This is a genomic window from Micromonospora sp. IBHARD004, from assembly GCF_052814115.1.
This window is the reverse complement of record NZ_CP199934.1, coordinates 6,318,572-6,335,088: the sequence shown is the minus strand read 5'-3', so window position 1 is coordinate 6,335,088 and position 16,517 is coordinate 6,318,572. Positions and strand designations below refer to the sequence as shown.

Below are 16,517 nucleotides of genomic sequence, written 5' to 3'. Positions count from 1 at the left end.
GGCGGATCCACCGGGTAACTGGCTTTTCGCTGTGAGTGTGGAAAACCCGCCGCTAAGGACTTGACGGGCAGGATTCGGACGGCGCAAGATGCTCCGTGCGGGAGGGCGTTTCGCCGGAGACTTTCAGTTCTTTCGACCCAGCGCCGATGGCGTTGTGCGATCGTCCCTCCCGACCAACGTCGCGATCGGGGCCAGCGTTAATTCGCTGGCCCCGATCGCTGTTCCTGGCGCACCCTCGCGGGTATGGACATCACGATCGCGCCGTTCGACGCCGCCGACGCGGCCGCGATCGACGAGGCGTACCGGATCGGCGCGGCGGCCAACGAGGCCGACCTGCCGGACTTCCCGCCGTTCTGCCGGCAGCGCTTCGACGCCGCCGTCCGGCATCCGATGCCGGGCAATGCGCCACGCTGGGCGCTGGCCCGGCTCGACGGCGTACCGGCCGGCTACCTGGGGCTGGACCTGCCGCAGCTCGACAACACCGACAACTCGACCGTCGACCTGGTCGTGCATCCGGCGTACCGGCGCCGGGGCGTCGGCCGGGCGCTGCACGAGCACTGCCTGCGGCTGCTGCGCGAGTACGGCCGCAAGCGGGTGATGGGCATGGCGGTCTCGGCGCTGCCCGGGGGAATCGCCCGACCCGAGGCGGGCGGCACCTTCGCCGCCGCGATGGGCGCCCGCCCGGTGCTCGCCGAGGTGCGCCGCCGGCTGGCGACCGACCGGCTCGACCACGCCGCGCTCGACGCCCTGGCCGCTGAGGCCCGGGCGCACGCCACCGGCTACCGCACCGTCCGCTGGCAGGGCGACACGCCGGAGGAGTACGCCGCCGACGTGGCCTACCTCGACGGCCGGCTGATGACCGACGCGCCCCTCGGCGACCTGGAGTGGGAGCCGGAGCAGGTCGACGTCGCGCGGCTGCGGGGCACCGAACGGGCGCTGGAGGCCCGGGGCCGCCGCGGCTACCACCACGCGGCGGTGCACGAGGCGACTGGTCGGCTGGTCGCCTGGACCCTGATCGACCTGGGTCCGAGCGCCGACTGGCACGCCTTCCAGCAGATCACCATCGTCGACCCGGCGCACCGGGGGCACCGGCTGGGCCTGCTCACCAAGGTGGAGAACCTGCGCTGGGTGCTCGACCACGAACCGGCACTGCGCGTGATCGACACCTGGAACGCCGCCGAGAACCGGCACATGATCACCATCAACGAGCAGCTCGGCTTCCGCCCGGTCGACTCCTGGACGGACTGGCAGCTGACGATCTGACTTGTGACACGGCCCTACTGATCGCGGGGCTTTCTGTTGCATGATGGCGGGCATGACGGAGACCCCGCACCCCCTGTACGACAGGCACGCCGACACCCTCACCCGCGCGCTGACCGCGATCACGGAGCGGGGATACTGGTCCGCCTACCCCGAGTCGCCCAGCCCCCGGGTGTACGGCGAGACCGCCGCCGCCGACGGCAAGGCCGCCTTCGAGGCGTACCTGAACGGCGACTTCCCCCTCGACCAGCCCGGTGACGGCCAGACCGTCGCCACCGAGGCGAGCCCGTTCGGCCTGGAGCTGAACGTGCGCTACCCGCACGCGGCGGCCGACCAGCTGGTGGGCGCGGCCACGGTCGCGCTGCCGGCCTGGCGCGACGCCGGCCCGCAGGCCCGGGCGGGAGTCTGCCTGGAGATCCTGGACCGGCTGCACAAGCACATCTTCGAGCTGGCCAACGCGGTGCAGTTCACCAGCGGCCAGGCCTTCGTGATGGCCTTCCAGGCCGGCGGCGCGCACGCGCTGGACCGGGCGCTGGAGGCGGTCGCCTACGCGTACGCCGAGATGACCCGCCACCCGGGGACGGCCGGCTGGGAGAAGGCCGCCGGCAAGGGCGACCCGCTGCGGATGACCAAGACCTTCCACGTGGTGCCGCGGGGCGTGGCGCTGGTGATCGGCTGCAACACCTTCCCGACCTGGAACTCGTACCCGGGGCTCTTCGCCTCGCTGGTCACGGGCAACCCGGTGATCGTGAAGCCGCACCCGCGCGCCGTTCTGCCGCTCGCCGTCACGGTGAAGTACGCCCGCGAGGTGCTCGCCGAGGCCGGCTTCGACCCGAACCTGGTGCTGCTCGCCCCCGAGGCGCCGGGCGAGAAGCTCGCCTCCACGCTCGCCCTGCACCCGGGCGTGAAGATCGTCGACTTCACCGGCTCCACCGAGTACGGCGACTGGCTGGAGGCGAACGCCCGGCAGGCCGCCGTCTACACCGAGAAGGCCGGCCTGAACACGGTGGTGATCGACTCCACCGACGACTTCGCCGGGCTGTGCCGCAACCTGGGCTTCACGCTGACCCTGTACAGCGGCCAGATGTGCACCACCTCGCAGAACCTGCTGATCCCCCGGAACGGCATCGAGACCGACCAGGGGCACAAGAGCTTCGACGAGGTTGCGGCGGGCATCGCCGCGACGGTCGGCAAGCTCACCGCCGACCCGGCCCGCGGCGTCGAGTTGACCGGCGCGATCGTCAACGACGGCGTGCTGGAGCGCCTCGACGAGGTCACCAAGGTCGGCCAGCCGGTGCTGGAGTCGCGTGCCGTCGAGCACCCGTCCTTCCCCGGCGCGGTGGTCCGGACGCCGACCATCGTCAAGCTGGCCGCCGACGACACCGCGACCTACTCGCGGGAGTGGTTCGGGCCGATCTCGTTCGCCATCGCCACCGACTCCACCGCGCACAGCCTGGAGATCCTCCGCGGCACGGTGGGGGAGAAGGGCGCGCTGACCGCGGCGGTCTACTCGACCGACGAGGCGGTGCTGGACGCGGCCGAGGCGGCGGCGATCGACGCCGGCGTGCACCTGTCCTGCAACCTGACCGGCGGCGTCTTCGTCAACCAGTCGGCGGCGTTCTCGGACTTCCACGGCAGCGGCGCCAACCCGGCCGCCAACGCCGCGCTGACCGACGGCGCGTACGTGGCGAACCGGTTCCGCATCGTGCAGAGCCGCCGGCACGCCTGACCCGGTGGTACGGCCCGCCCCCGACCGGGGGCGGGCCCGCCCGCTCAGGCGGGGCGGCGCATCTGGAGTTCGCGCAGCGTCGGGATCTTCGGGTGCGGCACCCGCACGCCCGTGTCCACGAAGCCCAGCCGCTGGTACGCGCGGTAGGCGCGGTCGTTGCCGACCACCACCTCCAGCATCAGCTCGGGCCGGCCGCACGCGCGGGACCAGTCCGCCACCGCGTCGACCAGTTCGGCGAGCAGCCCGCTGCCCCGCCGGGCCGGGGTGAGGTAGACGGCGTAGATCACGGTGAGGCCGGGCTCGTCCGGGGTGACGGTGCCGCCGGCGTGGCCGACGAACCGGCCACCGGGGTCGGCGACGAACTGGGCCGTCGCGGTGCCGTGCGACACGGCGGCGACCCGGGCCGCGTAGTCGGCGTGCGGGCGGGCGGCGGCCTCCGCCACGGTCTCCAGGAAGGCCAGCGGCGCGTCGGCGAGCATCTCCAGCCGCAGCGCCCGCATCCGGGCGGCGTCCTCCGGGCGGACCCGGCGGACGGTGGCCGTCCGGGTGGCTGTCATGGTCGGCGCGCTCGTCATGTCGCATGCATACCGGAGGGACGGTCGTCCATGTCACGTCGGGTCCGATCCTGCCCGGAATATGCCTGATTTGTGGTCGTGCGCGGTCGTCACGCCTCGTGTAGCGTGCGATTTCGGTCACCGATTCAGCGGCCGTCGCCGATCGCCGAAACGGTGGTCGGGGCGCGGGCTCGGCCGGCGTCCCGGGGTTGTGGAACGCCGCGCAGAGTGAGGAAGTGCACCGTGGCACAGGGCACCGTGAAGTGGTTCAACGCCGAAAAGGGCTACGGCTTCATCGCCGTCGACGGCGGGCAGGACGTCTTCGTCCACTTCTCCGCGATCGAGATGGACGGCTACAAGGCGCTCGACGACGGCCAGCGCGTCGAGTTCGAGATCGCCCAGGGCCAGAAGGGCCCGCAGGCCGAGCGCGTCCGCGTCATCGCCTGACCCGTCGCCGCCCGTCGGGCGGCTTTCCACTCCGATCAGGGGCAGCGGTGCGCGCCCGCGCGGTGGAAGATCATGAGCCGTTCCAGCCATCGCCGCTGAGGAGGGTTCATGTCCGACCAGCCCCCGTCGGGTCCCGTCGAGCCGGTCACCCCGGCGTCGCCCGGTGACCCGGGTTCCGCCGCCCCGGGCGGTCCCGGGCAGCCCGGAGTGCCGGGCCCGGCAGACCGGGCCGGGCAGCCGCAGGAGTGGGTCCGGCCGACCCCGGGCGACCCCGGGCCCCCCGGCCCGTACGCCCCCGGTCCCTACGCGGCCGGCCCGTACGCGGCCGGCCCCTACGCCCCTGGTCCCTACGCGGGCCCGTACGCGGCCGGGCCGTACGCCCCTGGTCCGTACGCCGCCGAGCCGTACCCGGGCGGCCAGCCGTACGGCTGGTATCCGGCGGACCCGGGCTGGGATCTGAACGACCCGCTGGTCACCCCGCCGCACGCCGGCATCGGCGGCTGGTTCTCCCGCTGTGCGGGGGCGGTGCGCCGCGGCTGGCGCCTGCTGCTGCCGATCATGCTGCTCACCCAGGCGCTGCCGGCCGCGGCGACCTCGGTGCTCTCCCTCGCCCTCGCGCCCTCGGGCGAGGTCGGCACCGCCGCCGACGGCGCCCCGGTCCTGCCCGACGGCTACCTCCGGGACGTCCTGACCTTCTACGCCGCGTTGCTGGTCGCCGCCCTGGTCCTCGGCCCGTTGCAGAGCCTCGGCTGGGCCGCGGGGGCCTGGGTGGTCACCCGGCAGGCGGCCGGTGAGCCGGTCGGCCTCGGCGCGGCGTTCCGGTTCGGGCTGCGCCGGATGCTCGGCCTCTGGGGCTGGACGCTGCTCTCCTCGCTGCTGATCGGGGTCGGCATGTGCTTCTGCCTGCTGCCGGGGCTCTACCTGGCCTTCGCGTTCGCCCTGATCGGCCCGGTCTACCTCTTCGAGCGGCAGAACCCGATCGGCCGCTCCTTCCGGATCTTCCACCAGCGGTTCGGCATGGTGCTGGGCCGGGTCGCGCTGGTCGCCGCGGTGCTGCTCGTCGGCGCCCTGGTCGGCCTGATGCTGCAGGCGGTCGGCCAGCTGCCGTTCGGCACGCACCCGATGGACGCCCCGGGCACGGCGGCGGGCGCGGTCGGGGTCGCCCTGGTGGTGGCCGTGCTGCTCGTCCCGGTTCAGGTGGCCCAGCTCGTCGGGCTCCTCGCCACGTACGCCGAGCAGCGCGCCCATGAGGGCCCGGTGAACGCCGCCCGACTCGCGGCGGAACTCGGCTGAGCGGCGCCATCGTGCTTGCACTCGGCAAGGGAGAGTGCTAAACAGGTCATTGGCACTCGCATACCGTGAGTGCCAATGGTCGGGGCGGTAGGGCCACGGCCGCACCGGCGTCTCGATGGCGCCGGGGTGGCACATGGCCGGTCGTCGCGGGCTGTCCGGCCCGACCGAGGAGACGTCGTCGTCGCCAGGTGGCGACGTCCCAAGGTGCGTACACCAGGCGGCCCATCCGGGGCACACACTCGGGTGGCCCGTGAGTGTCCAGGAGGACAACGCCGTATGGCCAAGATGATCGCGTTCGACGAAGAGGCGCGCCGCGGCCTCGAGCGGGGCATGAACCAGCTCGCCGACGCCGTGAAGGTGACGCTCGGCCCCAAGGGCCGCAACGTCGTGCTCGAGAAGAAGTGGGGTGCCCCCACCATCACCAACGATGGTGTGAGCATTGCCAAGGAGATCGAGCTCGAGGACCCGTACGAGAAGATCGGCGCCGAGCTGGTCAAGGAGGTCGCCAAGAAGACCGACGACGTGGCCGGTGACGGCACGACGACGGCGACCGTCCTGGCCCAGGCCCTGGTTCGCGAGGGCCTGCGCAACGTGGCTGCCGGTGCCAACCCGATGGCCCTGAAGCGGGGCATCGAGGCCGCCGTGGCCAGCGTCTCGGAGGAGCTGTCCAAGCTCGCCAAGGACATCGAGACCAAGGAGCAGATCGCCTCCACCGCCTCCATCTCCGCCGGTGACAGCACCGTCGGCGAGATCATCGCCGAGGCGATGGACAAGGTCGGCAAGGAAGGCGTCATCACCGTCGAGGAGAGCAACACCTTCGGCCTGGAGCTCGAGCTCACCGAGGGTATGCGCTTCGACAAGGGCTACATCTCCGCGTACTTCATGACCGACCCGGAGCGTATGGAGGCCGTCTTCGACGACCCGTACCTCCTGATCGTCAACAGCAAGATCTCGTCGGTGAAGGACCTGCTCCCGATCCTGGAGAAGGTCATGCAGTCGGGCAAGCCGCTGCTGATCATCTCCGAGGACATCGAGGGCGAGGCCCTGGCCACCCTGGTGGTCAACAAGGTCCGCGGCACCTTCAAGTCGGTCGCCGTCAAGGCGCCGGGCTTCGGTGACCGCCGCAAGGCCATGCTGGCCGACATCGCCATCCTCACCGGTGGCCAGGTCATCAGCGAGGAGGTCGGCCTCAAGCTGGACGCCGTCGGCCTCGACATGCTGGGCCGCGCCCGCAAGGTCGTGGTGACCAAGGACGAGACCACCATCGTCGACGGCGCCGGTGACGCCGAGCAGATCCAGGGTCGGGTCAACCAGATCCGCGCCGAGATCGAGAAGAGCGACTCCGACTACGACCGGGAGAAGCTGCAGGAGCGCCTGGCCAAGCTGGCCGGCGGTGTTGCGGTGATCAAGGTCGGCGCGGCCACCGAGGTCGAGCTCAAGGAGCGCAAGCACCGCATCGAGGACGCCGTCCGCAACGCGAAGGCCGCCGTCGAGGAGGGCATCGTCCCGGGTGGTGGCGTCGCGCTGGTCCAGGCCGGCAAGACCGCCTTCGACAAGCTGGACCTGACCGGCGACGAGGCGACCGGCGCGCAGATCGTCAAGATCGCGCTGGACGCCCCGCTGCGGCAGATCGCCGTCAACGCCGGCCTCGAGGGTGGCGTGGTCGTCGAGCACGTCCGCAACATCGAGCCGGGTCACGGCCTGAACGCCGCCAACGGCGAGTACGTCGACCTGCTGGCCGCGGGCATCATCGACCCGGCCAAGGTGACCCGCTCGGCGCTGCAGAACGCCGCGTCGATCGCGGCGCTCTTCCTCACCACCGAGGCCGTCGTGGCGGACAAGCCGGAGAAGACCCCGGCCGCCCCGGCTGGTCCGGGCGGCGGGGAGATGGACTTCTGAGTCCAGTTCCACCGAACGCCGAAAGGGGGCGGGCCGCGTCAGCGGTCCGCCCCCTTTCCGTCCGTCACGTCGGCAGCGGCCGCTGGTTGCGTCGTTTGTGCGTCCGGTCGTACGGCGGCCGGATCCGGACCGGCTCGTCGACCGGTTGCCGGGTCTCCTCGGCGGCCGGTGCGTCGGCGCCGGCCAGGTCCGCCAGCTGCTCGGCGTCGCCGTAGTCGAGCCGGTCGAACGGCAGTTGCCCGGGGAGTTCACCGACCGGTGGCCAGCTCGCGGGCTGGTCGTCGGTCCGTTCGTCATCCGTGGTCATGGCTGCCTCCTCTACGGGCAACCGTAGGGCGCGGTCGATGACCGGGGCGGGCGAATGGCATTATTGGCGTCTATATCCTTTTCGCCCCTTTAATTATCCGACCGGGTGCCCGCCGATCACCTTCCGGTACAGAAAGAAGACCCGCTCGATCCGCGCGCCCGCGCTGCCCGAATAGAACGGCACCGGTCCCACCCAGCCGATCTGCGCCGCGCCGATCCCCGCCGCCGCCTGGTCCCGCAGACAGCGGCGCAGCAGCACCCCGCCGATGCCGGAGCCCTCCGCCGCCGGGGCCGTCCCCATCGGGCCGAACCAGCTCGGCCGCGAGGAGCCGTACGCGGCGAAGCCCAGGATCTCGCCGTCCCGCTCCGCCAGGTGCGCCCCGGCGTCCGGCCGCCCCACCGAGCCGGCCAGCTCGCCGTCCCACGTCCCGCCGAAGGTGGCGCGGGCGAAGGCGGCCAGCGCCGCCAGGTCCGCCGGCTCGGCCCGGCGTACCGTGACGCCCTGACCGGCCAGCCGGCGTTCCGCGGCCTCCGTCGAGCGCAGCGCCGGTGAGCCGTCCGACAGGTCCGCGGTCATGTTCCACGCCGTCCGGTCCTGCCGGTAGCCCAGCCGCAGCGCCGCGCAGACCGCCGGGGTGTAGCGCACGTCGATGCCCGGCCAGGCGTAGTACGGCGGGTTCCCGGCCAGCAGCAGCTCGGCCGCGCCGAGCCCGGCGAGCCGCCGCTCCGCCTCGGCCAGCAGGGCCCGCCCGACCCCCCGGCGGCGCTCCCCGGGCGCCACCGCCACCAGGTCGACGTGCCCGAGCTGCGGATCCCGCTGGGAGACCGACCCGACCAGCACCCCGACCAGCTCCGGCCCGCGGACCGCGCCGATCAGCAGCACCCGGCGGTCGGCCGCCGCCCGGGTGGTCAGGGCGTCCAGGATGGCCGGCGCCTCGGCGGCATCCTCGGGCAGGTAGAGCGCCCGCCGGCAGAGGTCGACGACGGCGGGCAGATGGTTCGGGTCCAGCTCGATGATCTCCGCGTCCATGGTCGCCGACCCTAGGTCATCCGGCGGCCCGGCGGCACCGCCGAATCGGTTCGGGCCCGCCCGGCGACCCGCTCACCCGGCGCGGGCGGCCCGGACTGCGGCGTACGCGTCGACCAGGCCGGCACCGACCAGATCCGCGTCGCCGCCGCAGCGGTCGGCGGCCGGAGGGACGGTGGCCGGGGTGGCGGTGTCCCGGAGGATCCGCCGGGTCCGCGCCAGGTCGCCCACCAGCGCCGGGCTCGCCGACCACATCAACGCCACCACCCCGGCCACCTGCGGCGTCGCCATCGAGGTGCCGGCCAGGGTGGCGTAACCCCCACCGGGGTACGCGGAGAGCACGTCCGCGCCGGGAGCGACCAGGTCCGGTTTGGCGGCCCCGCCGGCCGCCGGCCCCCGGCTGGAGAAGCGGGTGAGCTGCCGCGCCCGGTCCACCGCGCCCACGGTCAGCACGTCCGGGTACGGCGCCGGCGGGTCGGCCACCGAGCCGCAGTACGGGCCGGTGTTGCCGGCCGCCGCGACCACCAGGATGCCGGCCGCGGCCAGCGCGGCGGTGGCCGGCCGGAGCGCCGCGGTGTCGCAGCCCTCGATCGGCGGGCAGCCCCACGAGTTGGTCAGCAGGTCCGGCGCCCGGCCCGGCCGCCCGTCGGTGAACGGGTCCCCGCCGTACGGGAACGGTGCCAGCATGAACTGGAGGCAGTCCAGATAACGCGCCGGGCTGCCCAGGTTGCGGTCCAGGTTGACGCAACCCACCCAGCGGGCGCCGGGGGCGACGCCGATCCCGTCCCGCCCCACCGCGCTGCCCGCCGTGTGGGTGCCGTGTCCGGCCTGGTCGTTCGGGGTGCGGGTGTGCGCCCACGGGTCGTACCAGGAGTCGTCGCCGCCGCGGAAGCCGGCCGCCAGCGCGGGATGCCGACCGTCGACGCCGGAGTCGGAGGCGCCGACCACGACGCCCGAGCCGGTCACGCCCAGCTCGGACCAGACCCGGTCGGCGCCGATCAGCGAGATGTTCCAGGCCGGTCCGGCCGGCGCGGGCAGCGGGCCCCGGACGGGCCGGGCCGCCGCCGGCAGCGGCCGCAGTCGCTGGCTGACCAGCACCCGGGCCACCTCGGGCCGCCCGGAGAGCCAGGCCCGCACCTCCGGCCCGCCGTCCGTCTCGATGGCGTTGACCAGGTAGTACGGCGTCGGGTGCAGGCGCAGCCGGGTCAGCTCCCGGCGCAGCTCCGCCTGCGTCCGGTCGGCCGTGGCCACCAACCGCCGGTAGACCTCGGCGGCCCGGGCGTCCCGGCCGGCCCGACCGGGCGCCCCGGTGGGGATACCGCTCAGGTCGGCCTGCTCGCGGAGCACCACCAGCAGCCGGTCGCCGTACAGGCCGGACTGCCCGGGGACCACGTGGACCACCGCGACCGCGGCGAGCAGGGCCGCGGCGGCCACCCCGGCCACCCGGCCGCGGGGCGTGCCGGCGCGCGGCCGGGCCAGCAGGACGCCGTACCCGACGGCGAGCAGCACCGCGACGGCGAACGCGGCGCCGGTCGCGACCGCGGCCCAGAACGGCACGTCGCGGGTGGTCGCGAGGAGCACCGTGAGCTCCTCCGGGTCGGCGAGGGCCAGCGGGCCCAGCACGCCGAGCCCGACCAGCCAGCGCACCGGGGCGCGGCCGAGCGGCCGGCCCGCGCGGGCCGCCGCCGCGTGCAGCGCGGCCAGCACGAAGCCGAGCGGAGGCAGCAGGAACAGGGCGGGCAACTGCGCGCCGGACTGCCCGGCCCCGGCCGCGACCAGCGCCAGGACGACCCCGGCGACCAGCCCGCCGACCAGCACCAGCCGGGCCGGACGGGGCGGCGCGCCCACCGTGAACCGCGCCCAGAACGCCGCATCGAGCAGCACCCCGGCGAGGACGCCGAGCGCGGCGGCGGCGAGCCCGGCGAGCAGCGTCTCCAACAGGCCGCCGAGCGCGCCCAGCCACGCCCAGGGCAGCAGCAGCGCCGCCCCGGCCGCCACCGCCAGCGGGGTGACGACGCCCGGGGACGGGGCCGCGCCGCCGGCCGCCGCCGCGGCCCGGCGATGCTCGGGCAGCCGACCGAGAACGGCCGCCAGCAGGGCGGCGGTGGCGGCAAGGGCGGCCAGGTACGCCTCCTGGTGCACCGGCGGCAGGGTCCGCAGCAGGGTCAGCGCGCCCAGCGCCAGCGCCCCGGCCAGCCAGACCCGGCCGGTGGCCCGGACCACCGGGTCGCGGGGGAGCAGGGCCAGCGCCAGCGTGGGCGCGCCGGCCAGCAGCACCGTGCCGAGGGCGACCAGGGGCCAGGTCGGCACCGCCCGGTCCAGGCCGGCGACCAGCACCGCCTGGTCGACGGCCCAGCCGACCACCTGCCCGAGCACCGTCACCAGCGCGATCCAGCCGCCGACCAGCACCGCCGCCACCACCGGCCACGGGCCCGTCCGCTCTTCAGCGGGGGCCGGCGGCGGGACGGGCGGACCGGGGGGCGGCCAGGGACCGATCTCCATGCCGATCACCGTACGGTGCGGACCGCGCATGCCGCGGGACCGCCGGGACGGTTACCGTGGACGGGTGCGCGACCCCAACGTGTCCCGATCCGCGGCCGGCCAGCTCTCCATCGCCCGCCGCGCCGACGACCTGCGCCGGCTCCGCGCCGAGCGGTTCGACGTGCTGGTCATCGGCGGCGGGGTGACCGGTGCGGGCGCCGCGCTCGACGCCGCCTCCCGCGGCCTCAAGGTGGCCCTGGTGGAGGCCCGCGACTACGCCGCCGGCACCTCCAGCCGGTCCAGCAAGCTCATCCACGGCGGGCTGCGCTACCTGGAGCAGCTCGAGTTCCACCTGGTCCACGAGGCGCTGACCGAGCGGGGGCTGCTCGCCACCCGGCTCGCGCCGCACCTGGTGCGCCCGGTGCCGTTCCTGGTCCCGCTCCCCGCCGGGCGGGGGCTGCGCGACCTGCCCGGACGCCTCTTCCGGCGGTCCTACTACGGGGCCGGGGTGGCCGCGTACGACGCGTTCGCCGGCGCCTTCGGCGGCGGGCGCGGCATGCCGCTGCACCGGCACCTGACCCGCGAGGGCGCCCGCCGGATCTTCCCCAGCCTCCGCGCCGACGCTTTGGCCGGGGCCATCCGCTACTACGACGGGCAGGTCGACGACGCCCGGCTGGTGGTGACCCTGGCGCGGACCGCGGCCAGCCTCGGCGCGACCGTGGTGACCAGCGCGCGGGCGGTCGGCCTGATCCGCCAGGCCCGCGAGGTCACCGGGGTCCGGGTCCGCGACCTGGAGGCGCCCGCCGGCTCACCGGACGCCGAGTTCGAGGTACGCGCCCGCACGGTCATCGCCGCCACCGGCGTGTGGAGCGACGACATGTCCCGGATGCTCAACGACGTCGGGCTGCGCCCCGGGGTGCGGGTCCGGGCCTCCAAGGGCGTGCACCTGGTGGTGCCCCGCTCGGCGATCACCGGCGAGACCGGGCTGATCCTGCGCACCGCCACCAGCGTGCTCTTCGTCATCCCGTGGGGTGGCCACTGGATCATCGGCACCACGGACACCGACTGGCGGCTGGACCGGTCCCACCCGGCGGCCACCGCCAAGGACATCGACTACCTGCTGGAACAGGTCAACACGGTGCTCGACCGGCCGTTGACCACCGCCGACATCGAGGGCGTGTACGCCGGGCTGCGCCCGCTGCTGGCCGGCGAGGCGGACTCCACCTCCAAGCTCTCCCGCGAGCACGCGGTGGTGGAGCCGATGCTCGGGCTGCTGCTGGTCGCCGGTGGCAAGTACACGACGTACCGGGTGATGGCCTCGGACGTGGTCGACCGGGCGGTCCACCGGCTGGGCTGGACCCGACCGTCGCGCACCGCCGACCTGCCGCTGCTCGGCGCCGACGGATACGCGGCGACGTGGCGGGACCGGGCCGACCTGGCCCGCCGGCACGGGGTCCCGGTGGGAGTGGTCGAACACCTGCTGGAGCGGTACGGCACCCTCACCCGCGACCTGCTCGCCCTGATCGACGCGGACCCGTTGCAGGGCTCCCCGCTCGCCGGCGCGCCGGAGTACCTGGCCGCCGAGGTCACGTACGCGGCCCGGGCCGAGGGGGCGCTGCACCTGGAGGACGTGCTGACCCGGCGTACCCGGATCTCCTTCGAGACCAGCCACCGCGGCCTGGACTCCGCCGAGCACGCCGCGGAACTGATGGGCGCGGTGCTCGGCTGGGACGAGGCGACCCGGGCCCGCGAGGTGGCGCACTACCGGGCGCGGGTGGAGGCGGAGCGTCAGTCGCAGCTGATGGCGGACGACGTGGCGGCGGACGCGGCCCGGCTCGGCGCTCCCGACGTCCGGGGGTTCGCGGCGGACCGGGGTGTCGACGGCGACGTCGTCGAACTTCCCTCGTCCCCCCGGTAGCCGATCCGCCCGGGCACCGGCGGGCGATCACCGCCCGGCCGGTCGGCGGGTACCGGCGCAACCTACGGTGGGGTAGGTTGCCGTGCGTGCTTCGCCCTTCATGGTCGCGCGTCATCGTATTTTCGGCCGGCTTTCTGCTGGCGGTCGCCCTGACCGGTTGCTCGGTCTTCGACCGGGCCGAGGGGTCCACGACGCCGCCCGGGGGCACACCCGCGGGGGAGGGGGCGTCGGCCCCCACCGGGCCACGCCGGGTCTCCCTGGTGCAGAAGCTCGGCGCGGACAGCCCGGTCCGGTCCCTGGACGTCGAGCCGAACGGCAGGTGGGCCTGTCGGGACTGCGCCGGCGACGGGGTGAACTCGACCGGCGAGCTCGCGCCGGACCAGGTGCAGCGGTTGCAGCAGATGCTCGCCGACCCGGGCCTGGCGAAGGAGACCGACGAGGCCCGCCAGTACAAGCTGGCCTGCATCGACGCGCTGACCTCCACCCTGCTCATCCCGCCGGGCCTGACCATCACCTCGCAGGACTGCCCGGGTGAGGAGCGGCCACCGGTCGGCGGCGAGATCCTGCTGCTGCTCACCCAGGCGACGCCGGCCGAGGTCCGCGGCTGACCGCGCCCCCGGCCGGTCGAACCCGCGCCGCCCACCCGGTCGCGCGGGTGGGCCGGGTCAGAGCACCTTGCCGGGGTTGAAGAGGCCCGCCGGGTCCAGCGCGGCCTTGATCGCCTGGTGCACCCGGATCCCGACCGGGCCGATCTCCCGGGCCAGCCAGTCCCGCTTGAGCAGCCCCACGCCGTGCTCCCCGGTGCAGGTGCCGCCGAGCTCCAGGCCCACCCGCATGATCTCGTCGAAGGCCCGCCGGCCGCGCTCGACGCTGGCCGGGTCGGCCCGGTCGACCACGATGTTCGGGTGCATGTTGCCGTCGCCGGCGTGCCCGACCACGCCGATCGGCACGGCGCACTCGGTGGCGATCCGGGCCACCCCGTCCAGCAGCGCCGCGAGCGCGCCGCGCGGCACCGCCACGTCGTCGATCACCAGCCCGCCGTTGCCGCCGGGGAAGGCGTCCGCGGCGAACTTCTCCATCGCCGGGTGGGCCAGCCGGCGGGCCTGGAGCAGGGCCGCCGCCTCCACCGCGTCGGTCGCCGTCCACACCTCGTCGGCGCCGGCCGCCTCGCACACCTCGGCGATCCGGGCCAGGTCCTCGGCGGCCCGGGACCCGGTGTCCACGGCGGCCAGCAGCAGCGCCTGCGCGTCGGTGCGCAACCCCATCGGCCGGTACGCCTCGATGGCCGCCAGGTGGGTCCGGTCCAGCAGCTCCAGCAGGCTCGGGCTCAGCCCCCGCTCGGCGATCCCGGCCACCGCCGCCCCGGCGGCCGAGGTCGAGCCGAAGACCGCGACCAGGGTCAGCGACTCCGCCGGGGCGGGCCGCAGCGAGACGGTGATCTCGGTGATCACCCCGAGGGTGCCCTCGGAGCCGACGAAGAGCCGGGTCAGGTCGTACCCGGCGACCCCCTTGGCGGTACGCCGGCCGGTGCGCAGGACCTCGCCGGAGGCGAGCACCACGGTCAGGCCGAGCACGTACTCGGTGGTCACCCCGTACTTGACGCAGCACATGCCGCCCGCGTTGGTGGCGACGTTGCCGCCGATGGTGGAGGACTCCCAGGAGCCGGGGTCCGGCGGGTACCAGAGGCCGCGCTCGCGTACCGCCCCGGCCAGCGCCGCGTTGACCACGCCGGGCTGCACCACGGCGATCCGGCTCACCGGGTCGATCTCCAGGATCCGGTCCATCGCGACGGTGCTCAGCACCACCGCGCCGTCGACGGCGTTCGCCGCGCCGGCCAGCCCGGTCCGGGCCCCCTGCGGCACCACCGGTACGCCGTGCCGGGCGGCCGCCCGGACCACCGCCACCACCTGCTCGGTGTCCCGTGGCCGGGTGACCACCAGCGGCGTGCCGGCGGCGCAGAGGTCGGCCTCGTCCCGCTCGTGCATCCGGAGCAGGTCCGGGTCGGTCAGGACGGCGGCGTCGCCGAGCGCGGCCCGCAGGTCGTCGAGGAGGGGGGTACCGGCCATGCGGGGAAGGCTAGTGCCGTGTCCACAAACGTTGGCCGGGTTGGTCGGGGTTGGGAGAATGTCGTAGGGGTGGTGTTTGCTTCGGTTCGTGCCTCGTCGTCGGGAGCCCGCCGCGCCGCGGGTCGTGCACCGCACCGCGCGCGTCGCGTTGCGGGTGACGCCAGGCCAGCGGCGGCGGTGTTTCGGGCTGCTGCGCTCGGCCGGTGATGTGTGGGCGTGTGTGTTGGAGGTCAATGCGTGGCGGCGCCGCCGCCGGGATGTACCCCTGTCCGGCTATCAGGAGTTGTGCCGGGAGTTGGCGACGTCCGGGCCGGGCACGTTCGCCGAACTGGATTCCGTCGGTGCCCGGCCGGTGTTGCGCCGGTTTTCCGATGCGTGGTTCGCGGCGGCGAAACGCCGCAGCGCCGGTGACCTGTCGGCGCGGTTCCCGCGTCGGCGGCGGGGGTTGGTGCCGGTGCGCTGGTATCACGGCACGTTCACCCTCGACGGGAGCCGGGTGCGGATCCGGACCGCAAGAGGCACGTCGCCGTTGTGGGTGCGTCTGGCGCGGGAGGTGCCGTATCCGGTCGAGCAGGTCCGGTCGATCAACCTGCTGTGCGAGGGAGGCCGCCTGTTCCTCGATGTGACCGCCGAGGTGCCGGTGGTGGTCTACCCGCCGGGTGAGGGACCGGACCCGGCAGGGTGGCCGGGGTGGATCTCGGGATCATCCACCCCTACGCCGTGGCCGGCCCCGGCGGGGAGGGGTTGCTGGTGTCCGGGCGGGCGATCCGCGCCGAACACCGCACGCACCTCGCCGACACCAAATCCCGCCGCCGCGCCGTCTCACGCCGGGCACCGAAGCCGGGCCAGAAGGGATCCCGGCGGTGGCGGCAGTACCGGCGTCGGGTCCGCCTGGTGGAGGGCCGGCACTGGCGGCGGGTGCGGCAGGCCCAGCATGAGGCCGCCCACACGGTCGTCTCGTGGGCGGTGCGGCAGCGGGTCGGTGTGTTGCACGTCGGTGACCCCCGTGGGGTGTTGGACCTTCCTGCTGGGCGGCGGCACAACCTGCGGTTGCGGCAGTGGCAGATCGGCCGGCTCCTGCAGGTCCTCACCGACAAGGCCACCCTCGCCGGTATCAGTGTTCGACTGGTCGACGAACGCGGCACCTCCTCCACCTGTCCCGCTTGCGGAAGGCGGGTGCCGAAACCCCGTGGGCGGACCTTGTCCTGCCCGCACTGCGCATTTTCCGGGCACCGCGACCTCGTTGCGGCGGCCAGCATCGCCACCCGTGTTCCGGGCGGCGGATCCACCACCCCGGCAGCGGTTGTGCTGCCGGAGGTGGTCACGCACCGTCGAGCCGGCCGGCACCTGCCCGGTGCTGGCCGGTCCCGGCGTGACCCCCGCCGCCCACCGAGAGTGGCGCGAGGGTCAGTTGGCCCGCGGAGGCCCGCCCCACCACCCGGTGGGGAGTCGCTCGCCCAACAGGCGAGGATCCACAACACCCACCGCAAACCCGGTGAACGTTAGTGGACACCGCACTAGGTCGGCGGAAGCTGAT

At 74.4% G+C, this 16,517-nt stretch carries 13 protein-coding genes; 8 read left to right on the top strand and 5 right to left on the bottom strand.

What is annotated here, in order from left to right:
• Nucleotides 1–243: 243 nt before the first annotated feature.
• Complete coding sequence (locus tag ACTWO6_RS30820; protein ID WP_446217178.1) at nucleotides 244–1,263, top strand: GNAT family N-acetyltransferase; 1,020 nt, start codon at nucleotides 244–246, stop codon at nucleotides 1,261–1,263.
• 52 nt (nucleotides 1,264–1,315) lie between these two features.
• A complete protein-coding gene (gene paaN / locus ACTWO6_RS30815) occupies nucleotides 1,316–2,989 on the top strand; it encodes a phenylacetic acid degradation protein PaaN (RefSeq protein WP_446217177.1) in 1,674 nt (557 codons plus the stop codon).
• Nucleotides 2,990–3,033: 44 nt separating this feature from the next.
• On the opposite strand, the gene ACTWO6_RS30810 is transcribed toward paaN, so the two are convergent.
• Nucleotides 3,034–3,564 carry an N-acetyltransferase family protein gene (locus ACTWO6_RS30810; protein WP_446217176.1) on the bottom strand — a complete coding sequence of 177 codons (531 nt, stop codon included), beginning with the start codon at nucleotides 3,562–3,564 and terminating at the stop codon, nucleotides 3,034–3,036.
• A gap of 222 nt (nucleotides 3,565–3,786) precedes the next feature.
• On the opposite strand from ACTWO6_RS30810, the gene ACTWO6_RS30805 reads away from it, so the two are divergent.
• From ACTWO6_RS30805 to groL, 3 genes are all read left to right on the top strand, one after another.
• Nucleotides 3,787–3,990 (top strand): cold-shock protein, encoded by a 204-nt coding sequence (locus tag ACTWO6_RS30805; RefSeq protein ID WP_013288855.1) that lies wholly within the window; start codon nucleotides 3,787–3,789, stop codon nucleotides 3,988–3,990.
• Nucleotides 3,991–4,098: 108 nt separating this feature from the next.
• Complete coding sequence (locus tag ACTWO6_RS30800; protein WP_446217175.1) at nucleotides 4,099–5,283, top strand: hypothetical protein; 1,185 nt, start codon at nucleotides 4,099–4,101, stop codon at nucleotides 5,281–5,283.
• 276 nt (nucleotides 5,284–5,559) lie between these two features.
• A complete protein-coding gene (groL, locus tag ACTWO6_RS30795) occupies nucleotides 5,560–7,182 on the top strand; it encodes a chaperonin GroEL (RefSeq protein WP_089012259.1) in 1,623 nt (540 codons plus the stop codon).
• 64 nt (nucleotides 7,183–7,246) lie between these two features.
• On the opposite strand, the gene ACTWO6_RS30790 is transcribed toward groL, so the two are convergent.
• The 3 genes from ACTWO6_RS30790 to ACTWO6_RS30780 form a co-directional block, all read right to left on the bottom strand.
• Entirely contained in the window at nucleotides 7,247–7,489 is a 243-nt protein-coding gene (locus ACTWO6_RS30790) for a hypothetical protein (protein ID WP_446217174.1), read from the bottom strand.
• A gap of 93 nt (nucleotides 7,490–7,582) precedes the next feature.
• Complete coding sequence (locus ACTWO6_RS30785) at nucleotides 7,583–8,518, bottom strand: GNAT family N-acetyltransferase (protein ID WP_446217173.1); 936 nt, start codon at nucleotides 8,516–8,518, stop codon at nucleotides 7,583–7,585.
• A gap of 72 nt (nucleotides 8,519–8,590) precedes the next feature.
• Nucleotides 8,591–11,017, bottom strand: a complete 2,427-nt coding sequence (locus ACTWO6_RS30780) for a S8 family serine peptidase (protein WP_446217172.1) — start codon at nucleotides 11,015–11,017, stop codon at nucleotides 8,591–8,593.
• 79 nt (nucleotides 11,018–11,096) lie between these two features.
• Here ACTWO6_RS30780 and ACTWO6_RS30775 point away from each other — a divergent pair, with 79 nt between their 5' ends.
• Both ACTWO6_RS30775 and ACTWO6_RS30770 read left to right on the top strand, forming a co-directional pair.
• The gene (locus ACTWO6_RS30775; RefSeq protein ID WP_446220828.1) at nucleotides 11,097–12,914 is read left to right on the top strand and encodes a glycerol-3-phosphate dehydrogenase/oxidase; all 1,818 of its coding nucleotides are present in this window, start codon (nucleotides 11,097–11,099) and stop codon (nucleotides 12,912–12,914) included.
• A gap of 86 nt (nucleotides 12,915–13,000) precedes the next feature.
• Nucleotides 13,001–13,522, top strand: a complete 522-nt coding sequence (locus ACTWO6_RS30770; protein ID WP_446217171.1) for a hypothetical protein — start codon at nucleotides 13,001–13,003, stop codon at nucleotides 13,520–13,522.
• A 57-nt stretch (nucleotides 13,523–13,579) separates the two neighbouring features.
• Here the strand turns inward: ACTWO6_RS30770 and ACTWO6_RS30765 are convergent, their stop codons facing one another.
• Entirely contained in the window at nucleotides 13,580–14,980 is a 1,401-nt protein-coding gene (locus ACTWO6_RS30765) for an FAD-binding oxidoreductase (protein ID WP_446217170.1), read from the bottom strand.
• 690 nt (nucleotides 14,981–15,670) lie between these two features.
• Here ACTWO6_RS30765 and ACTWO6_RS30760 point away from each other — a divergent pair.
• Nucleotides 15,671–16,486: a zinc ribbon domain-containing protein gene (locus ACTWO6_RS30760; RefSeq protein WP_446217169.1), complete on the top strand. Its 816-nt coding sequence runs from the start codon at nucleotides 15,671–15,673 to the stop codon at nucleotides 16,484–16,486.
• Nucleotides 16,487–16,517: the final 31 nt, after the last annotated feature.

What these genes read in the sequence shown, in the direction of transcription:
- ACTWO6_RS30820 (WP_446217178.1), top strand. Translation starts at nt 244, where the DNA reads ATGGACATCACGATCGCGCCGTTCGACGCCGCCGACGCGGCCGCGATC.
- paaN (WP_446217177.1), top strand. Translation starts at nt 1,316, where the DNA reads ATGACGGAGACCCCGCACCCCCTGTACGACAGGCACGCCGACACCCTC.
- ACTWO6_RS30810 (WP_446217176.1), bottom strand. Translation starts at nt 3,564, where the DNA reads ATGACGAGCGCGCCGACCATGACAGCCACCCGGACGGCCACCGTCCGC.
- ACTWO6_RS30800 (WP_446217175.1), top strand. Translation starts at nt 4,099, where the DNA reads ATGTCCGACCAGCCCCCGTCGGGTCCCGTCGAGCCGGTCACCCCGGCG.
- groL (WP_089012259.1), top strand. Translation starts at nt 5,560, where the DNA reads ATGGCCAAGATGATCGCGTTCGACGAAGAGGCGCGCCGCGGCCTCGAG.
- ACTWO6_RS30790 (WP_446217174.1), bottom strand. Translation starts at nt 7,489, where the DNA reads ATGACCACGGATGACGAACGGACCGACGACCAGCCCGCGAGCTGGCCA.
- ACTWO6_RS30785 (WP_446217173.1), bottom strand. Translation starts at nt 8,518, where the DNA reads ATGGACGCGGAGATCATCGAGCTGGACCCGAACCATCTGCCCGCCGTC.
- ACTWO6_RS30780 (WP_446217172.1), bottom strand. Translation starts at nt 11,017, where the DNA reads ATGGAGATCGGTCCCTGGCCGCCCCCCGGTCCGCCCGTCCCGCCGCCG.
- ACTWO6_RS30765 (WP_446217170.1), bottom strand. Translation starts at nt 14,980, where the DNA reads ATGGCCGGTACCCCCCTCCTCGACGACCTGCGGGCCGCGCTCGGCGAC.